At 71.3% G+C, this 25,578-nt stretch carries 24 protein-coding genes and 2 tRNA genes; 10 read left to right on the top strand and 16 right to left on the bottom strand.

What is annotated here, in order from left to right:
• Window positions 1-18: 18 nt before the first annotated feature.
• A complete protein-coding gene (locus OG202_RS41450) occupies window positions 19-1,584 on the top strand; it encodes a M1 family metallopeptidase (RefSeq protein WP_326574556.1) in 1,566 nt (521 codons plus the stop codon).
• Window positions 1,585-1,671: 87 nt separating this feature from the next.
• Here the strand turns inward: OG202_RS41450 and OG202_RS41445 are convergent, their stop codons facing one another.
• Together OG202_RS41445 and OG202_RS41440 are read right to left on the bottom strand one after the other, a co-directional pair.
• Entirely contained in the window at window positions 1,672-2,148 is a 477-nt protein-coding gene (locus OG202_RS41445; protein ID WP_326574557.1) for a F0F1 ATP synthase subunit B family protein, read from the bottom strand.
• 51 nt (window positions 2,149-2,199) lie between these two features.
• Window positions 2,200-2,679, bottom strand: coding sequence for a macro domain-containing protein (locus OG202_RS41440; RefSeq protein WP_327726786.1), 480 nt, complete (start codon window positions 2,677-2,679; stop codon window positions 2,200-2,202).
• 80 nt (window positions 2,680-2,759) lie between these two features.
• Between OG202_RS41440 and OG202_RS41435 the strand changes: the two genes are divergently transcribed.
• Entirely contained in the window at window positions 2,760-3,503 is a 744-nt protein-coding gene (locus tag OG202_RS41435; RefSeq protein WP_328224439.1) for a MerR family transcriptional regulator, read from the top strand.
• Window positions 3,504-3,777: 274 nt separating this feature from the next.
• Here the strand turns inward: OG202_RS41435 and OG202_RS41430 are convergent, their stop codons facing one another.
• The 4 genes from OG202_RS41430 to OG202_RS41415 form a co-directional block, all read right to left on the bottom strand.
• The gene (locus OG202_RS41430; RefSeq protein WP_328224438.1) at window positions 3,778-5,952 is read right to left on the bottom strand and encodes a 3-hydroxyacyl-CoA dehydrogenase NAD-binding domain-containing protein; all 2,175 of its coding nucleotides are present in this window, start codon (window positions 5,950-5,952) and stop codon (window positions 3,778-3,780) included.
• 46 nt (window positions 5,953-5,998) lie between these two features.
• Entirely contained in the window at window positions 5,999-7,213 is a 1,215-nt protein-coding gene (locus tag OG202_RS41425; RefSeq protein WP_328224437.1) for an acetyl-CoA C-acetyltransferase, read from the bottom strand.
• Window positions 7,210-8,487, bottom strand: coding sequence for a CaiB/BaiF CoA transferase family protein (locus OG202_RS41420; protein WP_328224436.1), 1,278 nt, complete (start codon window positions 8,485-8,487; stop codon window positions 7,210-7,212). The genes OG202_RS41425 and OG202_RS41420 overlap by 4 nt, the downstream gene beginning before the upstream one ends.
• A gap of 155 nt (window positions 8,488-8,642) precedes the next feature.
• Window positions 8,643-8,963, bottom strand: a complete 321-nt coding sequence (locus OG202_RS41415) for an MmcQ/YjbR family DNA-binding protein (RefSeq protein WP_443052365.1) — start codon at window positions 8,961-8,963, stop codon at window positions 8,643-8,645.
• Between the two features lie 163 nt (window positions 8,964-9,126).
• Between OG202_RS41415 and OG202_RS41410 the strand changes: the two genes are divergently transcribed.
• Window positions 9,127-10,308 (top strand): saccharopine dehydrogenase family protein, encoded by a 1,182-nt coding sequence (locus tag OG202_RS41410; protein ID WP_326574564.1) that lies wholly within the window; start codon window positions 9,127-9,129, stop codon window positions 10,306-10,308.
• 33 nt (window positions 10,309-10,341) lie between these two features.
• Here the strand turns inward: OG202_RS41410 and mmpA are convergent, their stop codons facing one another.
• The 4 genes from mmpA to OG202_RS41390 all read right to left on the bottom strand — a co-directional run bounded on the left by mmpA (window position 10,342) and on the right by OG202_RS41390 (window position 12,809).
• Window positions 10,342-10,488, bottom strand: coding sequence for a morphogenic membrane protein MmpA (gene mmpA, locus OG202_RS41405; RefSeq protein WP_328224805.1), 147 nt, complete (start codon window positions 10,486-10,488; stop codon window positions 10,342-10,344).
• A 141-nt stretch (window positions 10,489-10,629) separates the two neighbouring features.
• Window positions 10,630-11,319 carry an endonuclease V gene (locus OG202_RS41400; RefSeq protein WP_326574565.1) on the bottom strand — a complete coding sequence of 230 codons (690 nt, stop codon included), beginning with the start codon at window positions 11,317-11,319 and terminating at the stop codon, window positions 10,630-10,632.
• 46 nt (window positions 11,320-11,365) lie between these two features.
• A complete protein-coding gene (locus tag OG202_RS41395; protein ID WP_328224435.1) occupies window positions 11,366-11,692 on the bottom strand; it encodes a plasmid stabilization protein in 327 nt (108 codons plus the stop codon).
• Between the two features lie 70 nt (window positions 11,693-11,762).
• Complete coding sequence (locus OG202_RS41390; RefSeq protein WP_328224434.1) at window positions 11,763-12,809, bottom strand: WD40/YVTN/BNR-like repeat-containing protein; 1,047 nt, start codon at window positions 12,807-12,809, stop codon at window positions 11,763-11,765.
• 295 nt (window positions 12,810-13,104) lie between these two features.
• Between OG202_RS41390 and OG202_RS41385 the strand changes: the two genes are divergently transcribed.
• The 4 genes from OG202_RS41385 to OG202_RS41370 all read left to right on the top strand — a co-directional run bounded on the left by OG202_RS41385 (window position 13,105) and on the right by OG202_RS41370 (window position 17,718).
• Window positions 13,105-13,521 (top strand): SsgA family sporulation/cell division regulator, encoded by a 417-nt coding sequence (locus OG202_RS41385; RefSeq protein WP_326574568.1) that lies wholly within the window; start codon window positions 13,105-13,107, stop codon window positions 13,519-13,521.
• A gap of 413 nt (window positions 13,522-13,934) precedes the next feature.
• Window positions 13,935-15,566, top strand: coding sequence for an ABC-F family ATP-binding cassette domain-containing protein (locus OG202_RS41380; RefSeq protein WP_328224433.1), 1,632 nt, complete (start codon window positions 13,935-13,937; stop codon window positions 15,564-15,566).
• Window positions 15,567-15,737: 171 nt separating this feature from the next.
• Window positions 15,738-16,514 carry a dimethylargininase gene (ddaH, locus tag OG202_RS41375; protein WP_326574570.1) on the top strand — a complete coding sequence of 259 codons (777 nt, stop codon included), beginning with the start codon at window positions 15,738-15,740 and terminating at the stop codon, window positions 16,512-16,514.
• A 223-nt stretch (window positions 16,515-16,737) separates the two neighbouring features.
• Window positions 16,738-17,718 (top strand): acyl-ACP desaturase, encoded by a 981-nt coding sequence (locus OG202_RS41370; protein ID WP_326574571.1) that lies wholly within the window; start codon window positions 16,738-16,740, stop codon window positions 17,716-17,718.
• Between the two features lie 31 nt (window positions 17,719-17,749).
• Here OG202_RS41370 and OG202_RS41365 read toward each other — a convergent pair.
• The 4 genes from OG202_RS41365 to OG202_RS41350 form a co-directional block, all read right to left on the bottom strand.
• A tRNA-Trp gene (locus OG202_RS41365) sits at window positions 17,750-17,825 on the bottom strand.
• A gap of 123 nt (window positions 17,826-17,948) precedes the next feature.
• Entirely contained in the window at window positions 17,949-19,301 is a 1,353-nt protein-coding gene (locus OG202_RS41360) for an SDR family oxidoreductase (protein ID WP_328224432.1), read from the bottom strand.
• 114 nt (window positions 19,302-19,415) lie between these two features.
• A tRNA-Asp gene (locus OG202_RS41355) sits at window positions 19,416-19,487 on the bottom strand.
• Between the two features lie 113 nt (window positions 19,488-19,600).
• Window positions 19,601-19,849 (bottom strand): WhiB family transcriptional regulator, encoded by a 249-nt coding sequence (locus tag OG202_RS41350; protein WP_326574573.1) that lies wholly within the window; start codon window positions 19,847-19,849, stop codon window positions 19,601-19,603.
• 219 nt (window positions 19,850-20,068) lie between these two features.
• On the opposite strand from OG202_RS41350, the gene OG202_RS41345 reads away from it, so the two are divergent.
• Window positions 20,069-20,860 (top strand): VOC family protein, encoded by a 792-nt coding sequence (locus OG202_RS41345; RefSeq protein WP_326574574.1) that lies wholly within the window; start codon window positions 20,069-20,071, stop codon window positions 20,858-20,860.
• A 195-nt stretch (window positions 20,861-21,055) separates the two neighbouring features.
• On the top strand, window positions 21,056-22,273 hold the full coding sequence (locus OG202_RS41340) for a glycoside hydrolase family 64 protein (RefSeq protein ID WP_328224431.1): 1,218 nt from the start codon (window positions 21,056-21,058) through the stop codon (window positions 22,271-22,273).
• Window positions 22,274-22,365: 92 nt separating this feature from the next.
• On the opposite strand, the gene OG202_RS41335 is transcribed toward OG202_RS41340, so the two are convergent.
• Window positions 22,366-23,385, bottom strand: coding sequence for a LacI family DNA-binding transcriptional regulator (locus OG202_RS41335; protein ID WP_326574576.1), 1,020 nt, complete (start codon window positions 23,383-23,385; stop codon window positions 22,366-22,368).
• Window positions 23,386-23,526: 141 nt separating this feature from the next.
• Between OG202_RS41335 and OG202_RS41330 the strand changes: the two genes are divergently transcribed.
• A complete protein-coding gene (locus OG202_RS41330; protein WP_328224430.1) occupies window positions 23,527-24,624 on the top strand; it encodes a DNA polymerase III subunit beta family protein in 1,098 nt (365 codons plus the stop codon).
• 207 nt (window positions 24,625-24,831) lie between these two features.
• Here the strand turns inward: OG202_RS41330 and OG202_RS41325 are convergent, their stop codons facing one another.
• Window positions 24,832-25,521 carry a TetR/AcrR family transcriptional regulator gene (locus OG202_RS41325; protein WP_327726797.1) on the bottom strand — a complete coding sequence of 230 codons (690 nt, stop codon included), beginning with the start codon at window positions 25,519-25,521 and terminating at the stop codon, window positions 24,832-24,834.
• Window positions 25,522-25,578: the final 57 nt, after the last annotated feature.

The following is a 25,578-nucleotide window of genomic DNA, read 5'->3' as shown; positions in this document are numbered from 1 at the left end:
GACGACTTGGAGTGATTCGTGCACCGCAGACTCATCGCCCCGGGCGCGTTCGTGGCCTCCCTGCTGCTGGCGATCCCGGCCTCGGCGGACGCAGGGGGTGCGGGGGAATCCCCCACACAGCACAGCGCGCCCGGAGCGCCGGGGATCGGCGATCCCTACTACCCGGCCTACGGCAACGGCGGATACGACGTCTCCCACTACGACCTCCGGCTCAAGTACCAGCCGGAGACCGACAGACTGGAGGGCACGGCGACCCTGCTCGCCAGGACCACCCAGGACCTCTCCCGCTTCGATCTGGACTTCCTGCTCGATGTGAGCGAGGTCCGGGTCAACGGCGCCAGGGCCACGTTCGCCTCCTCCGGCGAGCACGAGCTGGAGATCACGCCGAGGAACCCGCTGCCCAAGGGCACGGAGATCACCGTCGTGGTCCGCTACAGCGGGGTCCCGTCGTCGAAGGAGGCGTACGGCTTCACGAGCTGGCTGCGGACCCCCGACGGCGGTGTCGCGGCGGGCGAGCCCGAGGCGGCCTGGTGGTGGTTCCCCAGCAACGACCATCCGCTCGACAAGGCCACGTACGACGTGTCCGTGCTCGTACCGGACGGCTCGCAGGCCATCTCCAACGGCAGGCTCCAGTCGACGAGTTCACGCGCCGGCTGGACCCGCTACAACTGGCGGTCCGACAAGCCGCAGGCCACGTATCTCGCCACGCTCGCCGTCGGCAGGTTCGACGTCACGACCGGGCGGACCGAGAACGGCATCCCGATCATCAACGCGTACAGCAAGGACATCGGCGACAGCTACGGCGCGGCCCGGGCCAGCGTCGAACGCACGGGCGAAGTCGCCGACTGGCTGGCGGAGTTCTTCGGGCCGTATCCGTACAACGCGCTCGGCGGGTATGTACCGAACACCCCCCAGGTGGGGTACGCGCTGGAGACGCAGACCCGGCCGTTCTACAGCCCGCGGCAGTTCGCGAACGGATCGAACGTGTCCGTCGTCGTCCATGAGCTGGCCCACCAGTGGTACGGCGACCTCGTCTCCGTCACCGGGTGGAAGGACATCTGGATCAACGAGGGCTTCGCGCGGTACGCGCAGTGGCTGTGGTCCGAGCACGAGAACGAGGGGACGGCGCAGGAGATCGCGGACTACGTGTACGCGTCGCATCCGGCCGACGATCCCTTCTGGACGGTCAGGCCGGGTGATCCCGGGCCGGAGAACCAGTTCCATCTCGCCGTGTACGACCGGGGAGCGCTGGCACTTCAGGCGTTGCGCAACGAGATCGGGGACGAGGCGTTCTTCGAGATCTTGAAGGGGTGGCCGGGGAAGTACGCCTACGGGAACGCGACGGTCGGTGACTTCGTCGCGTATGCCGAGGAGGTGTCCGGGGAGTCGTTGGGGACGTTGGTCGATACGTGGCTGTACCGGCCGGTCAAGCCGAGTGCTGCCGCGGCGGGGCGGGGGGCCCTCGCTTCGGCGGGCGGTGCTCCCGCGGCGCCCAGGTCGTGGAAGAAGATCGCCGCGACGAACTCCGTTCATGAGCATGAGCATGAGGGTGAGGGTGGGGGTGGGGGTGGGGACGGGCGCTGAGAGCTCGGGAGGTGATTCCGGCTCCCGGCCGCGGGTTCGTCGTGGCTTGTCGCGCAGTTCCCCGCGGCCCTGGGAGGCCTGCGGCCTTCAGGGGCGCGGGTGGACCTTCGCCTCGATGGGTTCGCCGATGATTCTGCTCGCCAGGTTCGAGGCCAGCTCCGCCGCGTGGGCGCGGAGTTCGGCCTCGGCCGTGGCGCGGTCGGCGGCGAGGCGGGCATGGCCCTCGGTGAGGAGGGTGGTGTACGCGCGGTGGGCGTCGGCGCGGGCCTCGGCGATCAGGGCGGTGCCCTCCTCGAAGGCGCGCTGACGGATGCGGGCGGCCTCGTGGCGGGCGGCGGCCAGGGCCGCCGCCCCCTCGGCCCGCTTGATCCGGGCCTCCTCCCGCAGGGCTTCGGCTTGTGCCTCGGTTCCCTTGGTCGCGGCCTCCCGTTCCGCCAGGACCCGCTGGATCCGGGGGACGAGCCGGACGAAGAAGAGGAACACGAGCGCGAACAGCACCGCCGCGACGACGAGTTCCCCTACGACGGGGTTCAACGGTCCGATGTCCATCGGGAGAAGGTCCATGAGGGTGCCTTACCCGCTCACCCGCGCGAGGTACCGCGCTTCGGCCCGGGATCAGTCCCCGTGGTCGTACACCGTCACCGCTATCCCGCGCCGGATCAGTCGGTCGGCTATCAGGGGCTCCACGCGGGACCACTTGCCGCCCGCGAGTCCGCAGCCGATGCGGGGCATGTGGACCGAGGCGTCCAGCTCCAGGGCCTTGTCGGCGAGCAGGCCGAGGGCCGCGTCGATGGCCTCGTAGCGGACGGGCACGCCCTTGCTGCCGGTGCGGGTGCCGTGCTGGCCTATCAGGTTGGCGACCCAGAGGTAGGTGCCGACCCGGACGAACTGGGCGGCGCCGAGTCCGAAGTCGTTGTGCGCGCGGTCGCGGTGCCAGGCGCGGTAGGCGGTCTCCGGCTCCGGCCAGCGGCGGGACAGCGCGAGGACGAAGCCCTTGCCCCAGCCGCCCATGTCGTTGCTGACATGGGCGATGACCTTGACGCCCTTGCCCAGCGGCACGGTGGCGTCCCCCCGGACGTAGGTGATCCCCGACATGACGCCACCGTACGGGGCGGCACTGACAATCCCCTCGCCCGAGGTGTCACAGCACTGGTGAGACAGCGATACTGCTGTGCATGACGACCGACATCGGAGAGAGCTCCGGCTCCGGCTCCGGCTCCGGCTCCGGCTCCGGCTCCGGGGAGATCGTTCTCACCGTCGACGAGCTGGCCGCGCGGGCGGGCGTCACGGTGCGTACGGTCCGCTTCTACAGCACCCGGGGTCTGCTGCCGCCGCCGGTGATCGGCCCGCGCCGGGTCGGTCACTACGGACGGGTTCATCTCGCGCGGCTCGCGCTGATCGAGGAGTTGCAGCGGCAGGGCATGACCCTCGCGGCCATCGAGCGGTATCTGCGACAACTGCCGCCGGACCTCACCCCGCGTGACCTCGCGCTCCAGCGTGCGGTGGTGGCCTCCTGGGTGCCGGACGCGGTGGAGACGGTCACACGGGAGGAGCTCGACCGGCGGGCGGGGCGGTCCCTGGGCGAGGAGGATGTGGAACGGCTCGTGGCGATGGGCGTGGTCGAGCGGGACGGCGACGGTCTTCGGGTGGACCCCGGGCTGCTGCGGCTCGGCGTGGAACTGCTCGACGTACCGCTGTCCGAGGAGTCGATCCTCGCCGCGCGGACCGTACTGATCGAGCACTCGCGTGCGGCGGCGCACGAGCTGTCGGTGCTCTTCCGCGACGCGATGGCGGAACGCGATCCGCAGGCCGTGAAGTCCCTGTCGGCCCATATGCAACCCCTGGTCGTGCAGGCGTTGTTGACGACCTTTCAGCGGTCGCTGAAGGACGAGCTGAGGGAGTGGCTGGCGGAGTCCTGAGCGGCTGTGCGGATCATCGGCGTGCGGGGACCCGGGCCCGCGCTTCGCTCGCCCCCGCCGCCGGCTGCCGCCCCTTTGACCCCGCCCAGGTGGGTTGTTCGGCTGCGGGTGGGTGGGGCTTCTCGCGCAGTTCCCCGCGCCCCTTTTCAGGGGCGCGGGGAACTGCGCGAGCAACCACGACGGACCCGCGGGTGGGGTCGAAGGGGCGCAACCCCTGGGAAAGGGACGGGTAGGGGCGGCGGGGGCGAGTGAAGTCCCCCGCTCGCCCGGGGCTTCACGCGTCCGTGAACCGCTCCCCCTTCTCCGCCTTCTCCACCAGCAGGGCCGGCGGAGTGAAGCGGTCGCCGTAGCGGGCGGACAGTTCGCGGGCCCGGGCGACGAAGCCGGGCAGTCCGCCCTCGTAGCCGTTGATGTACTGGAGGACGCCGCCGGTCCAGCCGGGGAAGCCGATGCCGAAGATGGAGCCGATGTTGGCGTCGGCGACGGACGTGAGGACGCCCTCCTCCACCAGACGCACGGTGTCCAGGGCCTCCGAGAAGAGCATGCGTTCCTGCATGTCCTCGAAGGGGATCCGGTACCCCGGCTTGGTGAAGTGCTCGCGGAGGCCGGGCCAGAGTTTGGCGCGGCGGCCGTCGGGGGCGTAGTGGTAGAAGCCGGCGCCGCCGCTGCGGCCGGGGCGGCCGAACTCGTCGACCATGCGGTCGATGACGGCCTCGGCGGGGTGGACGGTCCACGTGCCGCCCGCCTCCTCCACGGCCCGTCGGGACTCGGCGCGGATCTTGCGGGGCAGGGTGAGGGTCAGCTCGTCCATGAGGGAGAGGACCTTGGCGGGGTAGCCCGCCTGGGCCGCCGCCTGTTCGACGGACGCGGGCTCGATGCCCTCTCCCACCATCGCGACACCCTCGTTGATGAAGTGGCCGATGACACGGGAGGTGAAGAAGCCGCGTGAGTCGTTGACGACGATGGGGGTCTTCTTGATCTGCCGGACGAGGTCGAAGGCGCGGGCCAGGGCCTCGTCGCCGGTCTGCGCACCCTTGATGATCTCGACGAGCGGCATCTTGTCGACGGGCGAGAAGAAGTGCAGGCCGATGAAGTCGGACCGGCGGACGACGCCCTCGGCCAGCTCGGTGATGGGAAGGGTGGAGGTGTTGGAGCAGAGCAGGGCGTCCGGTGCCACGACCCCCTCGATCTCCTGGAAGACCTTGTGCTTGAGCTCGGTGTTCTCGAACACGGCCTCGATGACGGCGTCGCAGCCCGCGAGGTCGGCCGGGTCCGCGGTCGGGGTGATGCGGGCGAGGAGGGCGTCGGCCTTCTCCTGGGTGGTGCGGCCCTTGGACACCGCCTTGGCGCAGAGTTTCTCCGAGTAGTTCCTGCCCTTCGCGGCCGCTTCGGCGGTCACGTCCTTCAGGACGACGTCGATGCCCGCGCGGGCGCACGAGTACGCGATGCCCGCGCCCATCATCCCGGCGCCGAGGACGGCGACCTTGCGGACCTGGCGGGGTGCGATGCCCTTGGGGCGGTTCGCACCGGAGTTGACCGCCTGGAGGTCGAAGAAGAAGGCCTGGATCATGTTCTTCGAGGTCTGCCCGGCGGCCAGCTCCACGAAGTAGCGGGCCTCGATGACCTGGGCGGTCTCGAAGTCGACCTGGGCGCCCTCGACGGCGGCGGCGAGGATGTTGCGGGGCGCCGGGTAGGGCGCGCCGTTCGTCTGCTTGCGCAGGGTCGCCGGGAAGGCGGGCAGGTTCGCCGCGAACTTCGGGTTGGCCGGGGTACCGCCGGGGATGCGGTAGCCGGGCTTGTCCCAGGGCTGCTGCGACTCGGGATTGGCGTCGATGAAGGCGCGGGCCTTGTCCATCAACTCGTCGTGGGTGGCCGCCACTTCGTGCACGAGGCCGTTCTGCAGGGCACGCTGCGGGGTGTACTGGGTGCCCTGGAGCAGCACCTTGAGCAGGGCGTCGGCGATGCCCAGCAGCCGTACGGTGCGGGCGACGCCGCCGCCTCCGGGGAGCAGGCCGAGGGTGACCTCGGGGCAGCCGATCTTCGAGCCGGGGGCGTCGAGGGCGATGCGGTGGTGACAGGCGAGGGCCAGCTCGTAACCGCCGCCCAGGGCCGCGCCGTTCATCGCCGCGACGACCGGCTTGCCGAGGGTCTCGATGCGGCGCAGGTTGCGCTTGATCTCCAGGCCGCCGTCGAACAGCTGCTGCGCGGTCTCGGGGGTGATCCTGATGAGGTCGCGGAGGTCGCCGCCGGCGAAGAAGGTCTTCTTGGCGGAGGTGATGATGACGCCGCGGACGGTGTCCTTCTCCGCCTCCAGGCGGTCGGTGATCACCGCGAGGGAGTCGCGGAACGCCTGGTTCATGGTGTTCGCGGACTGGTTCGGGTCGTCGATGACGAGGGTGACGAGGCCCGTGCGGTCCTGTTCCCAGCGGATGGTGGTGCTCTCGGTCATGTGAGGGTCTCCGTGAGTGTCAGAGTCTGTGCCGCTGCGGGAACGTCTAGAGGCGTTCGACGATCGTCGCGATTCCCATGCCGCCGCCCACGCACAGCGTGGCCAGCCCGTACCGCTTGTGCTGCCGCTCCAGTTCGTCGATGAGGGTGCCGAGGATCATCGCGCCGGTCGCGCCCAGCGGGTGGCCGAGCGCGATCGCGCCGCCGTTGACATTGACCTGGTCGAGCGAGAGGCCCATGTCCCGCACGAAACGCAGGACGACGGCCGCGAACGCCTCGTTGATCTCGACCAGGTCGATGTCGTCGATGGTCATCCCGGCCCTGGCGAGGGCCTTGCGGGTCGCGGGGGCGGGGCCGGTGAGCATGATGGTGGGCTCGGATCCGGAGACGGCGGCCGAGACGATCCGGGCGCGCGGGCGCAGGCCGTAGCGCTCGCCGATCTCCTTGGTGCCGATGGCGACGAGGGCCGCGCCGTCCACGATGCCGGAGGAGTTGCCCGCGTGGTGGACGTGGTCGATCTCCTCGACCCAGTGGTACTCCTGGAGCGCCACCGCGTCGAACCCGCCCAGCTCGCCGATGTCCGCGAACGACGGCTTCAGCTTGGCGAGCGAGTCGGCGGTCGTACCGGGCCGCAGGTACTCGTCGTGGTCGAGGACCACGAGGCCGGAGCGGTCCTTGACGGGGACGACCGACCTGTCGAACCGGCCGTCCTTCCAGGCGGCCGCCGCCCGTTCCTGGGACAGCGCCGCGTACTCGTCCACATCACGCCGGGAGAAGCCCTCGACGGTGGCGATGAGGTCGGCGCCGATGCCCTGGGGCACGAAGTTGACGGCCAGGTTGGTCATCGGGTCGTTGAACCAGGCTCCGCCGTCCGAGGCCATCGGCACCCGCGACATCGACTCGACGCCCCCCGCGAGCACCAGGTCCTCCCAGCCCGAGCGGACCTTCGCGGCGGCCAGGTTGACGGCCTCCAGCCCGGAGGCGCAGAAGCGGTTCTCCTGTACGCCGGCCACCGTGTCCGGCAGTCCGGCGGCGATCGCGGCCGTCCGGGCGATGTCGGAGCCCTGGTCGCCCACCGGGCCCACCACACCGAGCACGATGTCGTCGACGGCGGCCGGGTCGAGGCCGGGGAAGCGGCTTCGGACCTCGTGGATCAGCCCGACGACGAGGTCGATGGGCTTGGCGCCGTGGAGGGAGCCGTTCGCCTTGCCGCGGCCGCGCGGGGTGCGGATCGCGTCGTACACGTACGCTTCGGTGCTCACGAGTCTGGCCTTTCGAGTGGCGGGAGGGTGCGGCCCGGGGGCCGATGTCGATCGGGGTCCGGCACGGAGGCGTCCGGCGGGGGTGCGCCTGTCGAGAAGCCGTCCTTTCGGGAGGCGTCCTGGCAGGAGGCGTCCTGGCAGGAGGCGTCCTTCAGGAGGCCCGATATGCCCCAGTCGTGGGCCACGTCAGCCGTGTCGGCGCCCGGCTGGGCGGGTCCGCCGCGAACCGAGGTGTGGGTGGCGGAGAAGCGGGGCGCGGGGGCGGGCTGGGTGATGCCGCCGAAGTCGGTGAAGGTGCCCCGGGCCGCGAGATGCGGGTGCTGCGGGGCCTCGCGCAACGAGAGGACGGGGGCCACACAGGCGTCTGAGCCCTCGAAGACGGCCGTCCACTCGTCCCTCGTACGGGTCTTGAAGCGGGCCGTGACCGTCTCGCGCAGCTCGCCCCAGGCGGCCGTGTCCTTGCGGGCCGGGGCGCGGTCCCCGATGCCGAGCAGGTCGACGAACTCCGCGTAGAACTGCTGCTCCAGCGCGCCCACGGCCATGTACCGGCCGTCGGCCGTCTCGTACGTGCCGTAGAAGGGGCAGCCGCCGTCGAGGAGGTTGGCGGCGCGGCGGTCCTGCCAGCCGCCGGCGGCGAGCATGCCGTGGATCATCGCGGAGAGGTGCGCGGTGCCGTCGACGATGGCCGCGTCCACGACCTGGCCCGCGCCGGTCGCGCGGGCGTGGTGGAGGGCGGCGAGGACGCCGACGACCAGGTAGAGGGAGCCGCCCGCGTAGTCGCCGAGAAGGTTGGCGGGAGCGACGGGCGGGGTGCCGGGCGCGCCGGTCATGCCGAGGGTGCCGGTCAGGGCGATGTACGCGATGTCGTGGCCGGCGCGCTGGGCGAGCGGGCCCTGCTGGCCCCAGCCGGTCATCCGGCCGTAGACGAGCCTCGGGTTGCGGGCGTGGCAGGTCTCGGGGCCGACGCCGAGGCGTTCGGCGACGCCCGGCCGGTAGCCCTCGATCAGGATGTCGGCGCGTTCCGCCAGGTCGAGGACGGCGTCCGGGCCGTCCGGGGACTTCAGGTCGACGATCACCGACCGCTTGTTGCGGTTGGTGACGTCGTACAGGGGATTCACGGCGAGGCCGGCACCGCCCGGTCGGTCGACGCGGACCACGTCGGCACCGAGGTCGCCGAGGAGCATGGCGGCGAACGGTCCCGGGCCGATGCCCGCGAGTTCGACCACGCGCACACCGGTGAGCGGACCGTGCCCGGGCGTCTTCGCCACTGCCATCGAGCCCCCAAGCTCTGTGACACAAACGATGTAACACCAGTGATGCCAAGAACGCGTTCCACTCCACACAAGCCCCGAATGAGCAAACGCTTAGTCATTGTGCCCGGAGTCGCGGGACATGTCAGCCCGCCCTCACCGGGCCTCCGTGTCCGATCTCAGCGGGCCTCCAGCTCGGCTATCAGCTTCTTCGGTGCGATCACGCGGTAGCTCTCCTCGACCCAGTCGCACAGCAGCTCCGCGCCCGGGGCGCCCTTCTCCTCCAGTGGGACGCGCACCCACCCCGCCTTGCCCAGGCCGTACCCCGCCGGCTCGGCACCGGGGCAGGTCAGGGCGTGGGCATGGCTCTCCTCGTCCCTGAGCTTGACGGTGACGCCCAGCGGATAGCCGCCGTCATCCGTGCCGAGGAACACGAAGACCTTCTTGTTGACCTTCGCGACGCTCTCGCCCCACGGGAACTCCTCCACCGCACCGGGCATCCCGAGGGCGAACTCGCGCACCTTCTCCCACTTTTTCAGGGCGCTCTTCGGTACGGTCACGGCCACCTCCGGATCCCGCGCGCTCGGCTGCTCGTCCCTCACGCTAGCCTCAGCCACCGACAACGGCGCGTGGACGAGTCGTGTGCGAGTGCTGAGGGGTTCCATGAGCAGTGAGCAGGGCAAGGCCGAGCGGGCGTACGACATCGTGCTCTACGGGGCCACGGGGTTCGTCGGGGAGCTCACCGCGGAGTATCTCGCCGAGAACGCGCCCGACGGACTGCGCTGGGCGATCGCCGGGCGCAACGCGGAGAAGCTCGCGGCGCTGCGCGAGCGGCTGCCCGGCGGCACGGAGATCGGCGTGCTCCAGGCGGACGGCTCCGACGCGCGGGCCGTGCGCGAACTCGCCCGGCAGACACGGGTGGTGGCCACGACCGTCGGCCCGTACATCACCCACGGCGAGGAATTGGTGGCCGCCTGCGCCGACGAGGGCACCGACTATCTGGACCTCACCGGCGAACCCGAGTTCGTCGACCTGACGTTCGTCAGACACGACGCCCGGGCGCGTGAGACCGGCGCCCGCATCGTGCACGCGGCGGGCTTCGACTCGATACCGCACGACCTGGGCGCGTACTTCACGGTGCGGCAGCTCCCGAAGGACGTGCCGATCACCGTGGACGGCTTCGTGCGCGCCGAGGGCATGTTCTCCGGCGGTACGTTCAACTCCGCGCTCACCGGGTTCTCGCGCACCCGGCAGACGATGGCCGCCGCGCAGGAACGCAAGCGGCACGAACCGCGCATGGTGGGGCGACGGGCGTACGCGCCGGTGGGCGCGCCCCGGTTCGCCAAGGAGGTCGGGGCGTGGGCGCTTCCGCTGCCGACCATCGACGCGCAGGTGGTGCAGCGCTCGGCGCGCGCCCTGCAGCGCTACGGGCCGGACTTCCGCTACCGCCACTACGCGGCCGTCAAGACCCTCCCCTTCGCGGTGGGCGGGGTCGCGTTCGTCGGCGCGGTCGTCGCCGCGGCCCAAGTGCCGCCCGTGCGGCGGTGGTTGGGCGACCGGCTCAAGCCGGGTGAGGGGCCGAGCGCGGAGAAGCGGGCGAAGAGCTGGTTCTCGGTCCGGTTCGTCGGCGAGGGCGGCGGGCGCCGGGTCTTCACCGAGGTCTCGGGCGGCGACCCCGGCTACGGCGAGACGGCGAAGATGTTCGCCGAGTCCGCGCTGTGCCTGGCCCTCGACGACCTCCCGGCCACGGCGGGGCAGGTCACGACGGCGGTCGCGATGGGCGACGCGCTGATCGAGCGGCTGCGCGCGGCGGGGATCACGTTCCGGGTGGCGGCGTCCCAGTAACGAACGAGCCCGCTCGGCGTACGCGTGCGGGCCCTACTGGGCCCACCCCGTCACCGTGTAGACCATGCCGGTGATCCAGGCCAGTCCGGCGATCACGGCGAGGAGCAGTCCGGTCGTCACGGCGCGCTCGACGGACTGGGTGTGGCTGGCGGCGGGCTTCGGGGCTCGGTGCGTCGTCATACGGCACAGCCTGCCGATCATGACGCCGCGCCGACATCCGTACACGTACTCAGTTCGTACTCAGGTACGTGGTCGGTACGCCCGCCCGCCCGTACGGGAGCGTCCCGACAGCCCCTCCTGCGGACCGGTCGGCCCGGAGGTTCAGTCGGTCGTGTCCTTCAGAGCCCGGCGGCAGAGGGAGTCGGCGTGGCGGGTGGTTTCCGGCAGGCGGTAGGCCGGGGTGAGGGCGAGGGTGTGGGCGCAGGCGTTGGCGAGGCTCACGCGGTGGCCGACGGAGACGAAGACCGGCTTGACGCCGTCGCGGGTGCGCAGGGCACGCCCCACCTCCTCCGAGCCCGCGAGAAGCGGGGAGGCGCTGCCGCGCGGGGTGCCGGGGTCGTCGTACGTGAAGGTGAAGGGGTTCTTGGCGACGCCGATCGTGGGGAGCCCGGTGAGGACGCCCAGGTGCGAGGCGAGGCCGAAGCGGCGGGGATGCGCGAGGCCGTAGCCGTCACAGACGACCAGACCGGGGTCGCACGGCAGCGCGTCGAGCGCCGCCAGCACGGTCGGGATCTCCCGGAACGCGAGCAGGCCGGGGACATACGGGAAGGAGACCTGCCCGATCGCCGTGGCCTGCGCCACCACGTCGAGCGTGGCCGCGTCCAGGACCACGGCCGCCGCCGCGACGACGTCCCGCTCGTCGTCGTACGCCACGTCCACGCCGGTGACGTGCCCGCCACCGGGCGGCGGTCCGGTCTCGTCGAGGACCGTCCTCCCCCGCAACTCGTCCTGCACGGCGAGGGCTTGCTCTTCGGTGGCGGGCCAGCCCGCGGGGATGCGTACGGTCGTCATGGTGCTGACGAGCGTACGCATCCCGGCGCGCGGGCGCGGCCCGGGGCTACTTGTCGCCCAGGGCGCGCTTGAGCCGGCTCTTGTTCATGCCCGAACGGCCCTGGACGCCCCGCCGCTTGGCCTCCTCGTAGAGCTGGTCGTACGTGGGCCCCGCGGATCCCTTGTGCGAGCGCTGACCACCGCGCCTGCCCGACGACATGTCCTGCGTGGAGGTGCGGCTCGCGGTCCTGGACTCTCCGGACCGGGCGCGTTCCTTGTTGACGGTCCGGGCGGCGATCTCCTTGGCGCGCGACTCGCTCTCACCGCGGTCCTCGGCGCCCTCCTTGATGTGCTCGTACTGGCGTTCCCTCTTGGGGCTCGAACCGCGTGGCATGGTCGCTCACTCCCTTCGTGACTCGAACACGCCACAAGTACCCGTTTCGGCCGGTCCAACCCCGTGCCGGTCAGTTCTCCAGGCGGGCCACGCGCCCCTTCTCCCCCGCCGCCCAGCAGCCCCGGTCCGGAGTGCAGTCGACGGTGTCGTACGAGCCGGTGTCGACCGTGCGCCAGGTGCGGCCGCCGTCGGCGGTGAGGTCGGTGCCCGTGGGGCCGACGGCGAGGGCGGTCGTACGGCTGTACGGGAGCCAGGCGACGCCGGAGCGGTAGGCGGGCGGCGGCTGCGCGGCGGTCGTCCAGGTGCGGCCGGCGTCGCCGGTGGTGGCCGCGGCCCGCGGGGACGGCTGGTCGGCGCGGTAGTCGCCGCCGACGGCGATGCCGTGCGCCCGGTCACGGAAGGCGAGCGCGAAGACGCCCCGGGCCGGGTCGCCTGCCGGGACGGTCGTGTCGGCGACCGTCCAGGTCAGCCCTCGGTCGGCGGAGTGGAGCACCCGCGCGCGGGCGGCGCCTCCGGTCGCCAGCCACACGTCACGGGGGCCGGAGTTGACCAGGCACTGCCCGCTCGCCGCGAAGCCCGCCTCGCCCTCCAGGGCCGGCGGCATGCCCTCGTTCGGCAGGACCTTCCAGGAGCGGCCGCCGTCCTTGGTGGACAGGATGCGGAACTTCCCGTCCACCGGGTCGCTCATGGCGAGTCCGTGGCGGGGGTCGAAGAAGGTGAGGCAGTCGTAGAAGGCGCGCGGATCGGTGTTGCGGAACGACTCGGTCCACGTCGCGCCGCCGTCGCCCGTGCGGTACACGCGGGAGGCCTCGCCCTCACCGATGGCCAGCACGACCGCCCTGCGTGCGTCGAATGCCTCGATGTCCCGGAACTGCAGATCCTGTGCGCCGGGAGGTGAGACGTTGCGCCAGGTCCTGCCCCCGTCGCCGGTCCGCAGCACGGTCCCCGCGGAACCCGCCAGCCACGCGCTGTTCCGGCTGACGGCGGCGAGACCGCGAAAGCGCACGTCCGTGCCGGTCTCCTTCAGTTCCCAGTGGGGTGGACGGCCCTCCCCGTGCGCCTGTGCGGGCACCGCCAGGGCGGCGGCGAGTGCCGCCGCGGCCAGGCCCGTCGTCATCGTCCGACTCGTCCGACTCATCCGTCTCGACTGCCCCAAGCCCCTCATGGCGGGCGAAGCTAGTGCACCGATCCGGTGCCGTCCAGATGCCCTCGGCCGGGAACCGCCGGACGGTGTCCGGTGTCCTCTCCCATATCCCGGTACACGGGATGAGAAATGGATCACCTCAGTGATTGGGCTCGGTGACAGAGGTCACTCGACCCTCATGTGCACGGATCGGCCCGATCCGGCGTCTTCTGAAATGCCCGGCCCCAGCCATCCGGAGTCCGTCCACCCGTCACAAGGGAGCAAGGCGTTGTCCACCGTCATCGAGCAGCCCGTAGAGGCCCGTCTCGTCGCCGCCGCGCCGCGGATGCCGAGCATTCCCGCAACGCTCCACTACGACCGTCGCGATCCCTTCGCCGTCCGTATGACCTTCCCCGCCCCGGCCACGCTGGAGGGTGTCGAGGTCTGCTGGACCTTCGCCCGCGAACTCCTCGTGACCGGCATGGAGGAATCGGTCGGCTACGGGGACGTACGGGTCCGCCCGTACGGCTACGAGCGGCTGGTCCTGGAGTTCCACGCCCCGGAGGGCACCGCCGTGGTGCACGTCCACGCCACCGAGGTACGGCGCTTCCTGGAGCGTTCCACCGAGCTGGTGCCGCTCGGCCTGGAACACCACCAGGTCGACCTGGACCACGACCTCGCGGAGCTGATGCGGGACGCCTGCTGAGGTCGTGCCTCCAGACGCCGCCCCGCTCCGCCCCGCCCGGCTCCGCCCGGGGGCGGCCGGCCCGGGCGCCGATCCGCGCCGCTCTCGGCCGGGTGCCGCACCGAGCCGGGTGCCGCTCTGAGCCGGGTGCCGCATTAATGCGTTGACACCCTTCCGGCCCCGTCCGTACGTTGTTCCACGGTCAATGTTGCCGTCGATTGGAGAAGGACGTTGCTCGTCTGAGGTCCTGAGACACCGCGTCACACACCCTGCCGTTTCCCGGCATCGCTGTGTGCGTAGCGTGCGACCTCGGCGTACGAGCCGTCCTCCGGCAGCGGGCTTTTCTCTTGCCTCCGTCTGCCCTCGTCGTGTCGCCCCTCGCGGTGTTTCGAACGCGTCGCCCCTGGCCGTTTCCCGCACTCGCGAGGTTCCTCATGTCTAGTCCCCTTTCCCTCACCTGCACGTCCCTGGCCTTCGCCTGGCCCGACGGCACCCCCGTCTTCGACGATCTGCAGATCGCGTTCGGTCCCGGCCGGACCGGGCTCGTCGGCGTCAACGGCTCGGGAAAATCGACCCTGTTGAAGCTGATCGCCGGTGAACTCACTCCGTCCGAGGGCACCGTTCGCGTGGCCGGCGAGGTCGGCTACCTCCCGCAGAACGTCACGCTCGACACCGGTCTGAAGGTCGACGAGGCACTCGGTATCGCCGCCGCCCGCTCCGCGCTGCACGCCATCGAGGCGGGCGACGTGGCCGAGGAGCACTTCACGGCGGTCGGCGACGACTGGGACGTCGAGGAGCGCGCGCTGGCGACCCTCGGCCAACTCGGCCTGGGTCACGTCGATCTGGACCGCACGATCGGCGAGGTCTCGGGCGGCGAGTCGGTACTGCTGCGCCTGGCCGCGCTGCTGCTGCGCCGCCCCGACGTCCTCCTCCTGGACGAGCCGACCAACAACCTGGACCTGTACGCGCGGCGCCGGCTGTACGACGCCGTCGAGTCCTGGTCCGGAGTCATGATCGTGGTCAGCCACGACCGTGAACTCCTGGACCTGGTCGACCAGATCGCGGATCTGCACTCCGGCGAGGTCACCTGGTACGGCGGCAACTTCTCCGCGTACGAGGAGGCACTCGCCGCCGAACAGGAGGCCGCCGAACGGATGGTGCGGGTCGCCGAGTCCGACCTGAAGAAGCAGAAGCGTGAACTCGTCGACGCTCAGGTCAAGTTGGCCCGCCGCAAGCGGTACGGGCAGAAGATGTTCGAGCAGAAGCGCGAGCCGAAGATCGTCATGGGGGCCCGCAAGCGCGCGGCCCAGGAGTCCGCGGGCAAGCACCGCCTCCTGCACGAGGAACGGCTCGCCGGGGCCAAGGAGCGGCTCGACGAGGCGGTGGAGGCCGTACGGGACGAGGACGAGATCCGCGTGGAACTGCCGTACACGGCCGTACCGCCGGGCCGTACCGTCCTGACCCTGCTGGACCTGGAGCTGAGGTACGGCGCCCGGGTGAGGGGTGGATTCGACCTGCGCGGCCCGGAGCGGATCGCGCTGATCGGCCGCAACGGCGCGGGCAAGACCACGCTGCTGCGGACGATCGCGGGCGAGCTCCAGCCGGTGAGCGGCGAGACGAGGGCGCATGTGCCGATGCGGTTCCTGCCGCAGCGGCTCGACGTCCTCGACGACGGGCTCACGGTCGCCGAGAACGTGGCCCGGTTCGCGCCGGACGCCACCAACAACCGGGTCCGGGCCCGCCTCGCCCGCTTCCTGTTCCGGGGCGCCCGCGCCGACCAGCCGGCGGCGACGCTGTCCGGCGGGGAGCGCTTCCGGGCGGCCCTGGCCGCCCTGATGCTCGCCGAGCCCGCCCCGCAGCTGCTGATGCTGGACGAGCCGACGAACAACCTGGACATGGCGAGCGTGCGGCAGCTGACGACCGCCCTGGAGTCGTACGAGGGCGCGCTGATCGTGGCCAGCCACGACCTGCCGTTCCTGGAGTCGCTCGGGATCACCCGGTGGCTGCTGATGGAGGAGGGAGAGCTGCGGGCGACCACGCCGGAGGAGATCGGGACGACCGGCTGACCCGGCCGACCGGCGGGGGCGCCCAGGGCCGGCTTGGCTACCGCCGAGTATCTCAGGAGGGCCACAGCCTGCCCACGGGGGTTTTGTCCGGGTGGACCGGGGCTGCATGATGGCGGACCGGCGTCGCTTCACGGGCGCCGGAAAGCCCTCGTTCGATTCGGAGTCCCACACGTGCCCAGCAAGAAGGCCCTCGTCCGCCGCCCCAGCCCCCGCCTGGCCGAAGGCCTCGTCACGCACGTCGCACGCACGAAGGTGGACGTCGACCTCGCGGTCGAGCAGTGGGAGGCGTACGGGGAGGCCCTGCGCGACCACGGCTGGGAGACGATCGAGGTGGACCCGGCCGACGACTGCCCGGACTCGGTGTTCGTCGAGGACACCGTGGTCATGTACAAGAACGTGGCCCTGATCGCGCGCCCCGGCGCCGAGTCCCGGCGGGACGAGACCGAGGGGATCGAGGAGGCCGTGGCCGCGCTCGGCTGCTCGGTGAACTGGGTCTGGGCGCCGGGCACGCTGGAGGGCGGCGACGTCCTCAAGGTCGGCGACACCGTGTTCGTGGGCCGGGGCGGGCGCACCAACGCGGCCGGGGTCCAGCAGCTGCGGGCCGCGTTCGAGCCTCTCGGGGCGCGGGTGGTCTCCGCGCCCGTGAGCAAGGTGCTGCATCTGAAGTCGGCGATCACCGCGCTGCCCGACGGCACGGTGGTCGGGCACATCCCGAAGATGGACACGCCGTCGTTGTTCGGGCGCTTCCTGCCGGTGCCCGAGGAGGCCGGGGCGCACGTGGTGCTCCTCGGCGGCGACAAGCTGCTGATGGCGGCGAGCGCGCCGAAGACGGCGGAGCTGTACTCCGACCTCGGGTACGAGCCCGTCGTGGTCGACATCAGCGAGTTCGAGAAGCTCGAGGGCTGTGTGACATGCCTCTCGGTGCGGCTGCGGGAGCTGTACGCCTGACGGGTGATCCCCCAGCCCTGTCGACCCCGGGACCTGCGGGTCAACGGGGCCTTCGGCGTGCCCGCCGATCGTCGGCGGGACCCCGCTGATCAGGGCTCTTTACAGCGCACTTAACCTACGGCATCGTAACCTACGGGTTCGTAGCCTACGATGCCGTAGGTTGAGGTCACCCGCCCGTGACCGCCCACGAGAACTTGCCCCCTGTTTGTCCCCTGGAGCGTCTGTGTCGATCACTTCTCCTCACCTCGGCAGCCCGTCCAACGAGTGGACCGACGCGCGGCTGCTGTACGCGCTGGAGGAAGTCGTCGAGAAGGAACTCAACCGGCACCTGAAGGTCACCAAGGACTGGATGCCGCACGAGTACGTGCCGTGGAGCGACGGCCGCAACTTCCCCGGCTTCTTCGAGGACGGCGAGGCCTGGGAGAAGGGGCAGTCGAAGGTCACCGAGGTCGGCCGGATCGCCCTCGTGGTGAACCTCCTGACCGAGGACAACCTGCCCAGCTACCACCACGAGATCGCCACCCTCTTCGGCCGTGACGGCGCCTGGGGCACCTGGGTGCACCGCTGGACCGCGGAGGAGGGCCGGCACGGCATCGTGATGCGCGACTACCTGCTCGCCTCGCGCGCCGTGGACCCGGACAAGCTCGAAGAGTTCCGCATGTCCCACATGGGCGAGGGCTTCGAGTCGGACAACCGGCACTCGATGCTCCACACGGTCGCGTACGTCGCCTTCCAGGAGCTCGCCACCCGTGTCTCGCACCGCAACACCGGTCACCACTCCGGTGACCCCGTGTGCGACCGCATGCTGGCGCGCATCGCGGCCGACGAGAACCTCCACATGATCTTCTACCGGAACCTGCTGAAGGCCGCGTTCGAGTTCGCCCCCGACCTCACCATGCAGGCCGTCCGCGACGTCGTCGTCGACTTCCGCATGCCCGGCCACGGCATGCCCGGCTTCGAGCGCGCCGCCGCGCAGATGGCCATCGGCGAGGTCTACAACATGCGCATCCACCACGACGACGTCCTCGCGCCCGTCATCCGCTTCCTGAAGATCATGGAGATCGACGGCCTCGGCCCCGAGGGCATGAAGGCCCAGGAGGAGCTCGGCCTCTACATGGGCGGCCTCGACGCGGAGGCCCGCAAGTTCGACGAGAAGCTCGCGGCGCGCAAGGCGCGGATGGCCGCGCGGGCCGCCGGGGCGTAACCGCTCATCGCGGGTGGCGTGAGGCGCAGGGGGCGGGGCGGCTGGATTCGAACCAGCGTGTTCCGGTTTTGGAGACCGACGCGCCTGCCTCTGCGCTACGGCCCCGCCTTGGGAATCAAGCCTAGTCGTTCGTCCGCGGGTGCGTGGGGGCCGGTCGCGCCCACGCGGCGGAGCCGCAGGTCGACACAGCCCCGCGCCCTGGATGACGGCGCTTCGGCCGATCGTCCCCCTCACCATTCCGCCTCCCTGTAGTCCTTCAGGAACACCCCCGACACCGGGTCGCCCGCCTCACCGCGCACGATCGGGTCGTAGACGCGGGCCGCGCCGTCGACGATGTCGAGCGGGGTGCGGAAGCCGGCGCCGGCCATGCGGTGTTTCTTCGGGGCGGGGTTCTCGTCGGTGATCCAGCCGGTGTCCACGGCGCACATGTGGACACCCTGGCCCGCGAGTTCGGCGGCGCTGGTCCGGGTGAGCATGTTGAGGGCGGCCTTGGCCATATTGGTGTGCGGATGCCCGGCCGTCTTGTTGCGCACCGCGAACCGGCCCTCGACGGCGGTCACGTTGACCACGTAACGGCGAGGATGCGGGGCGGCGAGCAGCAGCGGCAGCAGCCGGTCGCAGAGGAGCGCCGGGGCGAGGGAGTTGACCAGCTGGGTCTCCAGGACCTCCGCCGGGTCGAGTTCGCCCAGCCGCGCCGACCAGGAGTTCTCCGGTGAGGGGTCGGGCAGCAGCCCTGCCTCGTCGGCCTCGCGCAACGCGACCGGCAGGGCGGCGGCCCCGTCCTCCAGCATCCGCATCGGCGTGAACCCGGGTGCCTGCCGCGCCCCTTCGGGCAGCGCCTCGTACTCTCCGGCGGACAGCAGCGCATACGACTCCGGTGGCCGCCGTACCGTCTGGGCCGCGTTGTTCACCAGGATGTCGAGCGGTACGCCCTCCTGCCGCAACTGCTCGCACAGGCCCAGTACTTGGCGCGGATCCCGCAGGTCGACGGCGACGACGGTGAGCCGGTCGAGCCACTTCTCGCTGGCAGGCTCGGCGCGGAAGCGCCGCACGGTGTCGTGCGGGAATCGGCTGGTGACGAGCAGGTCGGCGCCGTCACGCAGCATCATCAGCGCCAGCTGGAAGCCGATCTTCACCCGGCCGCCGGTGAGCAGCACCCGGCGGCCGCTCAGGTCGGTGCTCAGGGCGCGGCGGGCGGTGTTGTCGACGGCGCACTCCGGGCACAGCCGGTGATAGAAGGAGTCGACCTGTCGATAGGGCGTCTTGCAGACATAACAGGTGCGCGGCTTCAGGAAGACTCCGCCCCCGCCCGGCACGGAGGCGGCCAGCGGCGCGTCCTCGCGCCGCTCCAGGGCGCCGGTGGCGGTCGCGGCCATCACGGCGGCGTCCGCGGCGGACTTCTCGGCGCCGAGGGCCTTACGACGACGAAGTCGGCTGTCGCGCGCGAACGACGCGGCGACCTGCTCGGCCCGTAGCCGCACGGGGTCGTCGACGGGCAGCGCCCGCAGCCTGCCGACCGTACGGTGGAAGGCCGCCAGCTCTTCCTCGGTGATCCTCTCGGTGATCTCGCCGCCGTCACCCATACGTGCCCCGCCCCGCGTGTCCCGTGCCGTGTACCTCTGCTCCGAGCGACCCACGCGGCCTTCGGATCCGCGGAACGCCGAGCGTGGTGCTCGGTGCGCAACCGTCGAGCGCGGTCCGGACGACCGGATTCGAACCGGCGTTTCCGCCCTGACAAGGCGGTGCGCCTGCCTCTGCGCTACGTCCGGACCGCTTGCCGGATCCTATGCGCCCGCCCTGGACGGCGCCTAACGCATTTTCATCGAACCGGCTTGCGGAGCACGGCGGTTCGCGGTCGGTCAGCGGTGTCCGCGCGGTCGAGTCAGCCGTTCTCGGTGCGCCGGAGCCGCAGTCTCTCCTTCTCGGACAGCCCGCCCCAGACACCGAACCGTTCGTCGTGGGACAGGGCGTACTCGAGACAAGCCGTCCGCATCTCGCACATGCCGCAGATGCGCTTCGCCTCACGCACCGAGCTGCCGGGCTCCGGAAAGAAGAAGTCGGCCCCCGTCTGCGCACACAGCGCCCGCGCCTGCCAGGCACTGTCGATTGGGGTGATCGTGTCGTTGTGCATGCACAGCATCGTGCCGCGCGCCGAAAAACGTTCGATCAACGCGACATCAACACGGCGCCCCGGTCCTCCTCCGGCCCTCAGTGTTCCCCGGGCCGGTGGGCAACGCACGACGGCGCGCGCGGCCGGGTCCGGCCGATGCGCGGGCGCTGGTCCGTGGGCGGTGCCAGACTCGGCAGTACGGGCAACGGGCCCCTCAGACCCCTGCAGAGGAGCGCAGCAATGCTCACCACCCGTTATGTCACCGGCGCCCCGAACTGGATCGACCTCGGCACCCCCGACATCGAAGGCGCCGCCTCCTTCTACCACCACCTCTTCGGCTGGCAGTTCCGGTCCGCCGGCCCCGAGATGGGCGGCTACGGCTTCTTCCAGCTCGACGGCCGCACGGCCGCGGCCGGCATGCAGAACCCCCCGGAGCAGGGTCCGCCGTCCTGGAACATCTACTTCCGGACACCGGACGCCGATGCCACGGCCAAGGCCGTCGAGCAGGCCCACGGCTCGGTGCTGTCGCAGCCCATGGACGTGGCGGACGAGGGCCGGATGGCGATCCTCGCCGACCGGGCGGGCGTGCCCTTCGGCGTCTGGGAGCCCCACCGCATCACGGGCCTGGACGTCGTCACGGACCCCGGAGCGCTGTGCTGGCTGGAGCTGTACACGCCGGATCTGCCCGCTGCCGCCGGGTTCTTCAACTCCGTGTTCGGCTGGGAGACCTCCGCGATCGACATCGCCGGCGGCAGCTACACCTGTGTGAACCCGGCGGGGACCGAACCGAGGTCCATGTTCGGCGGCATCGTCCCGATCGACGAGGACCCGAGCGAGACCGGATCCGGGCCGTACTGGCTGCCGTACTTCGAGGTCCCGGACCCGGACGCCGTGGTGAGCCGGGCGCGGGAGCTGGGTGGCAGCGTCCGGCTGCCCGCCACCGACCTCGCGGGTGCGGGGCGCTTCGCCAAGCTCGCCGACCCTTACGGGGCGCGGTTCGCGGTGATCAGGAGCGAGCAACCGGAGGGCTGAGGCCGAGTCGGCCGACGGCGCGGGGCCGTGCCCGGACGCCGTTCGGCCTGTCGTCACCTCATGAACGCGGCACATTCCTGAGAGCGCTCTCAGTCATAAGTCTTGACGCCTCAACCTCCCCTGGGAACAGTGGGTGCACCACAGCAGGGGCCCCATCCGCTGTGCCTCCACTCCCCCACGTCCCAGGAGGCCATCGTGATCTCCCGCCGTACGTTTCTGTCCACGACCGCTGCCGCGGTCGGCGCCACCGCCGTCGGGGGTGCCCTCGGCGCTCCCGCCCAGGCCGCGCCGGCGAGCTGTCAACTCGCCCTCCACAACGCCTCGTTGCCGGGCACGGTCCGGGCGTACGTCACCGGGCACGAGGAGTCGACGGGCGCCTGGGTGCTGCTGCGGGCCGACGGAAGCGTCTATCGGCCGGCCTCGCCCTCGGCGCCGCAGACACCGCTGCCGGTCGACTGCGCGATCCCGCTCGGCGCGGCCGGTTCGGCGCCCATTGTGCTGACGTTGCCTCATATGTTCGGCGCCCGCGTCTACTTCGTTCGGGACAACACCCTGGAGTTCTTCCTCAACCCGGGCCCGGCGCTGGTCGAGCCCGCCTTCGCGACGCCCGCCGACCGCAACTACGGCAAGACGTGGTCGTTCTGCGAATTCACGTTCAACTCCACCCAGCTGTTCGCCAACATCAGTTACGTCGACCTGGTGACGGCCCTGCCGATCGGGCTCACGCTGGAGGGCGACACCACGCACACGGTCGCCCCGCTGCCCGACGGGGCGGTGGACCGGATCGCCGCGGACCTGGTGGCGCAGTCGGCGCGGGACGGCCAGCCGTGGGACCAGCTCGTCATCCGGGGCGGCGACGGCAGGGTGCTGCGGGTCATCTCGCCGCAGAACCTGATGGCGCCGTACTTCGGGCAGCCCGACCGGATGCCGTTCCGCGCCTACTGGAACGCGTACGTCGACCAGGTGTGGGAGAAGTACCGGGGGACGGACCTGAGGATCGACCTCCAGGGCGGCCGGGGCGTCCTCGCCGGCCGGGTCTCCGGCGACACCCTCACCTTCACCGGCGGCCACTCCTTCGCCAAGCCGACCTCGAAGGACATCTTCACCTGCAACCACGGCCCGTTCGCCAACAACCCCGGCGATCCCGACGACACGAAGGCCCTCCTCGCCCGTCTCGCCGCCGGCTTCAACCGCTCGATCATGCTCACCCACCCCACACAGCCGAACGGGGCGACGGCGGCCGACTACTACCGGGGGACCGTGACGAACCACTGGTCGCGCGTGGTGCACGCCAACTCGCCCATCGGGTACGCCTTTCCGTACGACGACGTACGCCCCGACGGTCAGCCTGACGTGTCCGGGGCGGCCCACGACGGCAACCCTCGCCGGTTCACGGTGACGGTGGGCGCCTGAGCGCTCCGCTGAAAAAAGCCGCGATCGCCGTCCGCACCACCAACGTCGTGGCTGGTCGCGCAGTTCCCCGCGCCCCTTACGGGGCGCTGGTTCTACGCGGAGGCGCGTCGTACCAGTGTGGTCGGCAGGACGACACTGGACGGCGCGTCGGCGAGCCCCCGGAGCAGCAGTCGGGCCATCAACCGCCCCATCTCCTCTATGTCCTGACGGACCGTCGTCAGGGGCGGATCGGACTGCTCGGCCACCGGCAACATGTCGTCGAAGCCCACCACGGCGACGTCCTCGGGAATCCGCCGCCCGCTCTCCCGCAGCACCCTCAGCGCGCCGGACGCGGATACGTCGTTGGCGGCGAACACCGCGTCCAACTCCGGGCAGAGGTCGAGCAGTTCCCGCATGGCGCGCTCCCCGCCCGCCGGGGTGAAGTCGCCCTCCACGATCAGCCGGGGATCGGCGTCCACCATGACGTCCCGGAACCCGTCGAGCCGGTCCACGGCGGAGGTCTGGTCGAGGGGCCCGGTGATGTGGGCGATCCGGGTGCGGCCGAGGCCGACGAGATGGCGTACGGCGTCCCGCGCGCCACCCCGGTTGTCGCTGTCGACATAGACGGTGGGCGTGTCGCCGCGCGTGCCGTCGGCCCAGCCGGGCCGGCCGCCGAACACGGTCGGGACGCCGGCCCCCCGGATCAGTCCCGGCAGAGGGTCGTCGAGGTGCAGCGAGAACACGAGCGCCCCGTCGACGTGCCCGCCGGCGAGATACCGGCCCACCCGCGCGTAGTCCTCGGGCCCTTCGGTGAGCAGCAGCACGAGCTGTGAGTCGTGCGCGGTCAACTCCTTGCTGATTCCCCGGAGTTGGAGGGCGAAGAAGGGATCCGCGAAGACCCTGGTCTCCGGCTCGGCGATCACCACGGCCACGGCGTCGTGTCGTCGGGTGACGAGACTGCGGGCGGCCTGGTTCGGCACGTATCCGAGCTCCTCGACCGCCCTGCGCACCCGCTCGACCAGCGGCTCCCGAACGCCCTCGCCCCCGTTGACGACCCGCGAGACCGTCGCCCTGGACACCCCGGCCCGCGCGGCCACGGCCTCCAGCGTGGGACGCGACGCTGTCTCGGTCACTTCGGAACACTCCTCCGGGGCGGTTTCGATCAGGATAGCCCCGTGGGCGAAGGCGTTGAGAGCGCTCCCGGATCGGCGGCGGGCGGCCGACCCGGCTGTGGGTGTTGACCTTCGAGTTGGTCGAAGCCCAAGGATGGCCGGATGCCAGATTCCGAACTGATGCCGATCGGTGACTTCGCGCGACGCAGTGGCCTGACCTCCAGCGCGCTGCGGTTCTACGCCGACTCCGGGCTGCTGCATCCCGCCGAGGTCGACCCGGCCTCGGGTTATCGCTACTACACCGCCGACCAGATGAACCGGGCCACCGCCCTGCGCCGGCTGCGGGAGATCTCCATGCCGCTCACCACTGTCGAGGCGGTCCTCGATGCCGGGCCCGAGGAGGCGACGCGGCTGATCGACGACCATGTCGCCCGGGTTCTCGGGGACGCTGCGGCCGCGCGGCGTACGGCCGTTCTCATCAAGTCGTCCCTCGGTGACGTGCCGGGGCTGCCGATCGCCACGCTGAAGGGGCCCGTGCTGGCCGACGCGGTCGAGCAGGTACTGACCGCGACCACGCGGGAGCCGGACCTGCCGGTACTCGGCGGTGTGCGCATCGAGACGGATCACGAGGCGGTCACCCTGACCGCGACCGATCGCTACCGGCTCTCGACCCGGACGCTGATGCCGCCCGAGCCGCCGACGACCACGTGGGCGGGCACGGTCAGCGGCGACGAACTGCGGGCCGCGGTCGCCGAGGTCCGCCGCAGCGCTCTGGTGCGCGTCGAAGCGACGGCGCACGGGATCTGGCTGCGCAGGGCGGACCGTGAGGACCAGTACTGCCGGTTGCTTCCGCAGGAGTTCCCTGACTTCCGGCTGATGCTCGCGTCGCTGCCCGAGGTCACCACCCGCGTGACGCTCTCGAAGGACGGGGCCCTGCGGGCGCTGGAGGCGTGCGGTGGCGAACAGGTCGCCCTGCACGTGGCCGATCACGGGACGGAGATCCTGGTGGGCGGTGACGAGCAGCCCGCGATGCCGCTGCCGGCCGCCGTGACGGGACGGGCCCTCGACATCTGGTTCGAGGTGACCACGCTCTATCCGGCCGTGAGCACCGCCGTCGGGCCCGACGTGATGCTCGATCTGCGGGGGCCCGACCTGCCCGTCACGATCCGCTCGGCCGATCGCGGCGACCTCACCACCTCGGTCATGCCCGTCCATCCGAATCCCCCGTCCGAGCAACGACGACAAGGAACCGCCCCTTGATCCAGCCGCTGATCGCCCCGTGGGCGCCGTCACTCCGGTGCCGGCCGGCATCGTGTGCAGGTTGATGACCCGGTAGCGCGGGGCCGCTGCGACCGCGTCGACGTCGCCGAACATCGGCACGGGGTCCACGGAGCCGCCGCCGGGGGTGAAGCGCCCCGGCGCCTGCTTCCCGCAGGGCGGGCGGTACCGCGCCCGGCGGACTGAGGCTCACACGGTGGTGTCCCGGGTGAGGCGGATCATGGCGCGGTGGAGGGCGGCGGGCGGGGGCGCTTCGGGCAGCGGGGGGACCGGGGCGCCGGGCGCGGCGTAGGAGCGGACCATGTGGGCGACGAGGCGGCGCCAGGTGTCGGGGGCGGCGTCTCCGGTGGCGGTGACGACTCCGGCGTTGGCGATGAGCAGGATGACGACGTCCTGGTGGGTGAAGTCGTCGCGCAGGTGCCCGGTGTCCTTGGCGCGGGTGATGAGTTCGAGCAGCCGGTCGTACGCCTCGGCGCGGCGGATCTCCAGGGTCTTGGCGGTGGGGAAGGTCATGGTCAGGACGTCGGCGAAGCCGCGGTCGGCGGCCTGCATGGCGCAGATGGCGTGGAGGTAGCCGGTGAAGCCGTGCCAGGGGTCGGGGTCGTCCAGGGCGGCGGTGACGGCGGCGGCGTAGGCGTCCATGCGTTCGGCGAAGACGGCGGCGACCATGTCGTCCTTGGAGGGGAAGCGGCGGGAGAGGGTGGCTTGGCCGACGCCGGCCTCGCGGGCGATGGAGGCCATGGACACCCCGAGTCCGGCACGGGCGTAGAGGCTGCGGGCGGCGGCCAGGATGCGGCAGCGGTTGCGTTCGGCGTCGGCGCGCAGTCCCGCTCCGGGCTGCCGGTCCGGGGTGTCGCCGGGAGTCGGGGAAGAAGTCATGCCTTCACTCCATCCAAGTGGAACGGGTTACCCATTTTTGTTGTTACGCTGTGCGCG

Source organism: Streptomyces sp. NBC_00310 (assembly GCF_036208085.1).
Classification (GTDB): Bacteria; Actinomycetota; Actinomycetes; order Streptomycetales; family Streptomycetaceae; genus Streptomyces.
This window is presented reverse-complemented; position numbering and strand designations above follow the sequence as displayed.

Coding starts and splice junctions, on each gene's coding strand:
- OG202_RS41390 (WP_328224434.1), bottom strand. CDS start 12,809: ATGACGACGGGCCTGGCCGCGGCGGCACTCGCCGCCGCCCTGGCGGTG.
- OG202_RS41395 (WP_328224435.1), bottom strand. CDS start 11,692: ATGCCACGCGGTTCGAGCCCCAAGAGGGAACGCCAGTACGAGCACATC.
- OG202_RS41435 (WP_328224439.1), top strand. CDS start 2,760: ATGACGACCGACATCGGAGAGAGCTCCGGCTCCGGCTCCGGCTCCGGC.
- OG202_RS41350 (WP_326574573.1), bottom strand. CDS start 19,849: ATGCACAACGACACGATCACCCCAATCGACAGTGCCTGGCAGGCGCGG.
- OG202_RS41400 (WP_326574565.1), bottom strand. CDS start 11,319: ATGACGACCGTACGCATCCCCGCGGGCTGGCCCGCCACCGAAGAGCAA.
- OG202_RS41445 (WP_326574557.1), bottom strand. CDS start 2,148: ATGGACCTTCTCCCGATGGACATCGGACCGTTGAACCCCGTCGTAGGG.
- OG202_RS41380 (WP_328224433.1), top strand. CDS start 13,935: ATGTCTAGTCCCCTTTCCCTCACCTGCACGTCCCTGGCCTTCGCCTGG.
- OG202_RS41330 (WP_328224430.1), top strand. CDS start 23,527: ATGCCAGATTCCGAACTGATGCCGATCGGTGACTTCGCGCGACGCAGT.
- OG202_RS41410 (WP_326574564.1), top strand. CDS start 9,127: ATGAGCAGTGAGCAGGGCAAGGCCGAGCGGGCGTACGACATCGTGCTC.
- OG202_RS41360 (WP_328224432.1), bottom strand. CDS start 19,301: ATGGGTGACGGCGGCGAGATCACCGAGAGGATCACCGAGGAAGAGCTG.
- OG202_RS41430 (WP_328224438.1), bottom strand. CDS start 5,952: ATGACCGAGAGCACCACCATCCGCTGGGAACAGGACCGCACGGGCCTC.
- OG202_RS41440 (WP_327726786.1), bottom strand. CDS start 2,679: ATGTCGGGGATCACCTACGTCCGGGGGGACGCCACCGTGCCGCTGGGC.
- OG202_RS41325 (WP_327726797.1), bottom strand. CDS start 25,521: ATGACTTCTTCCCCGACTCCCGGCGACACCCCGGACCGGCAGCCCGGA.
- mmpA (WP_328224805.1), bottom strand. CDS start 10,488: ATGACGACGCACCGAGCCCCGAAGCCCGCCGCCAGCCACACCCAGTCC.
- OG202_RS41420 (WP_328224436.1), bottom strand. CDS start 8,487: ATGGCAGTGGCGAAGACGCCCGGGCACGGTCCGCTCACCGGTGTGCGC.
- OG202_RS41415 (WP_443052365.1), bottom strand. CDS start 8,963: ATGCCCGGTGCGGTGGAGGAGTTCCCGTGGGGCGAGAGCGTCGCGAAG.
- OG202_RS41345 (WP_326574574.1), top strand. CDS start 20,069: ATGCTCACCACCCGTTATGTCACCGGCGCCCCGAACTGGATCGACCTC.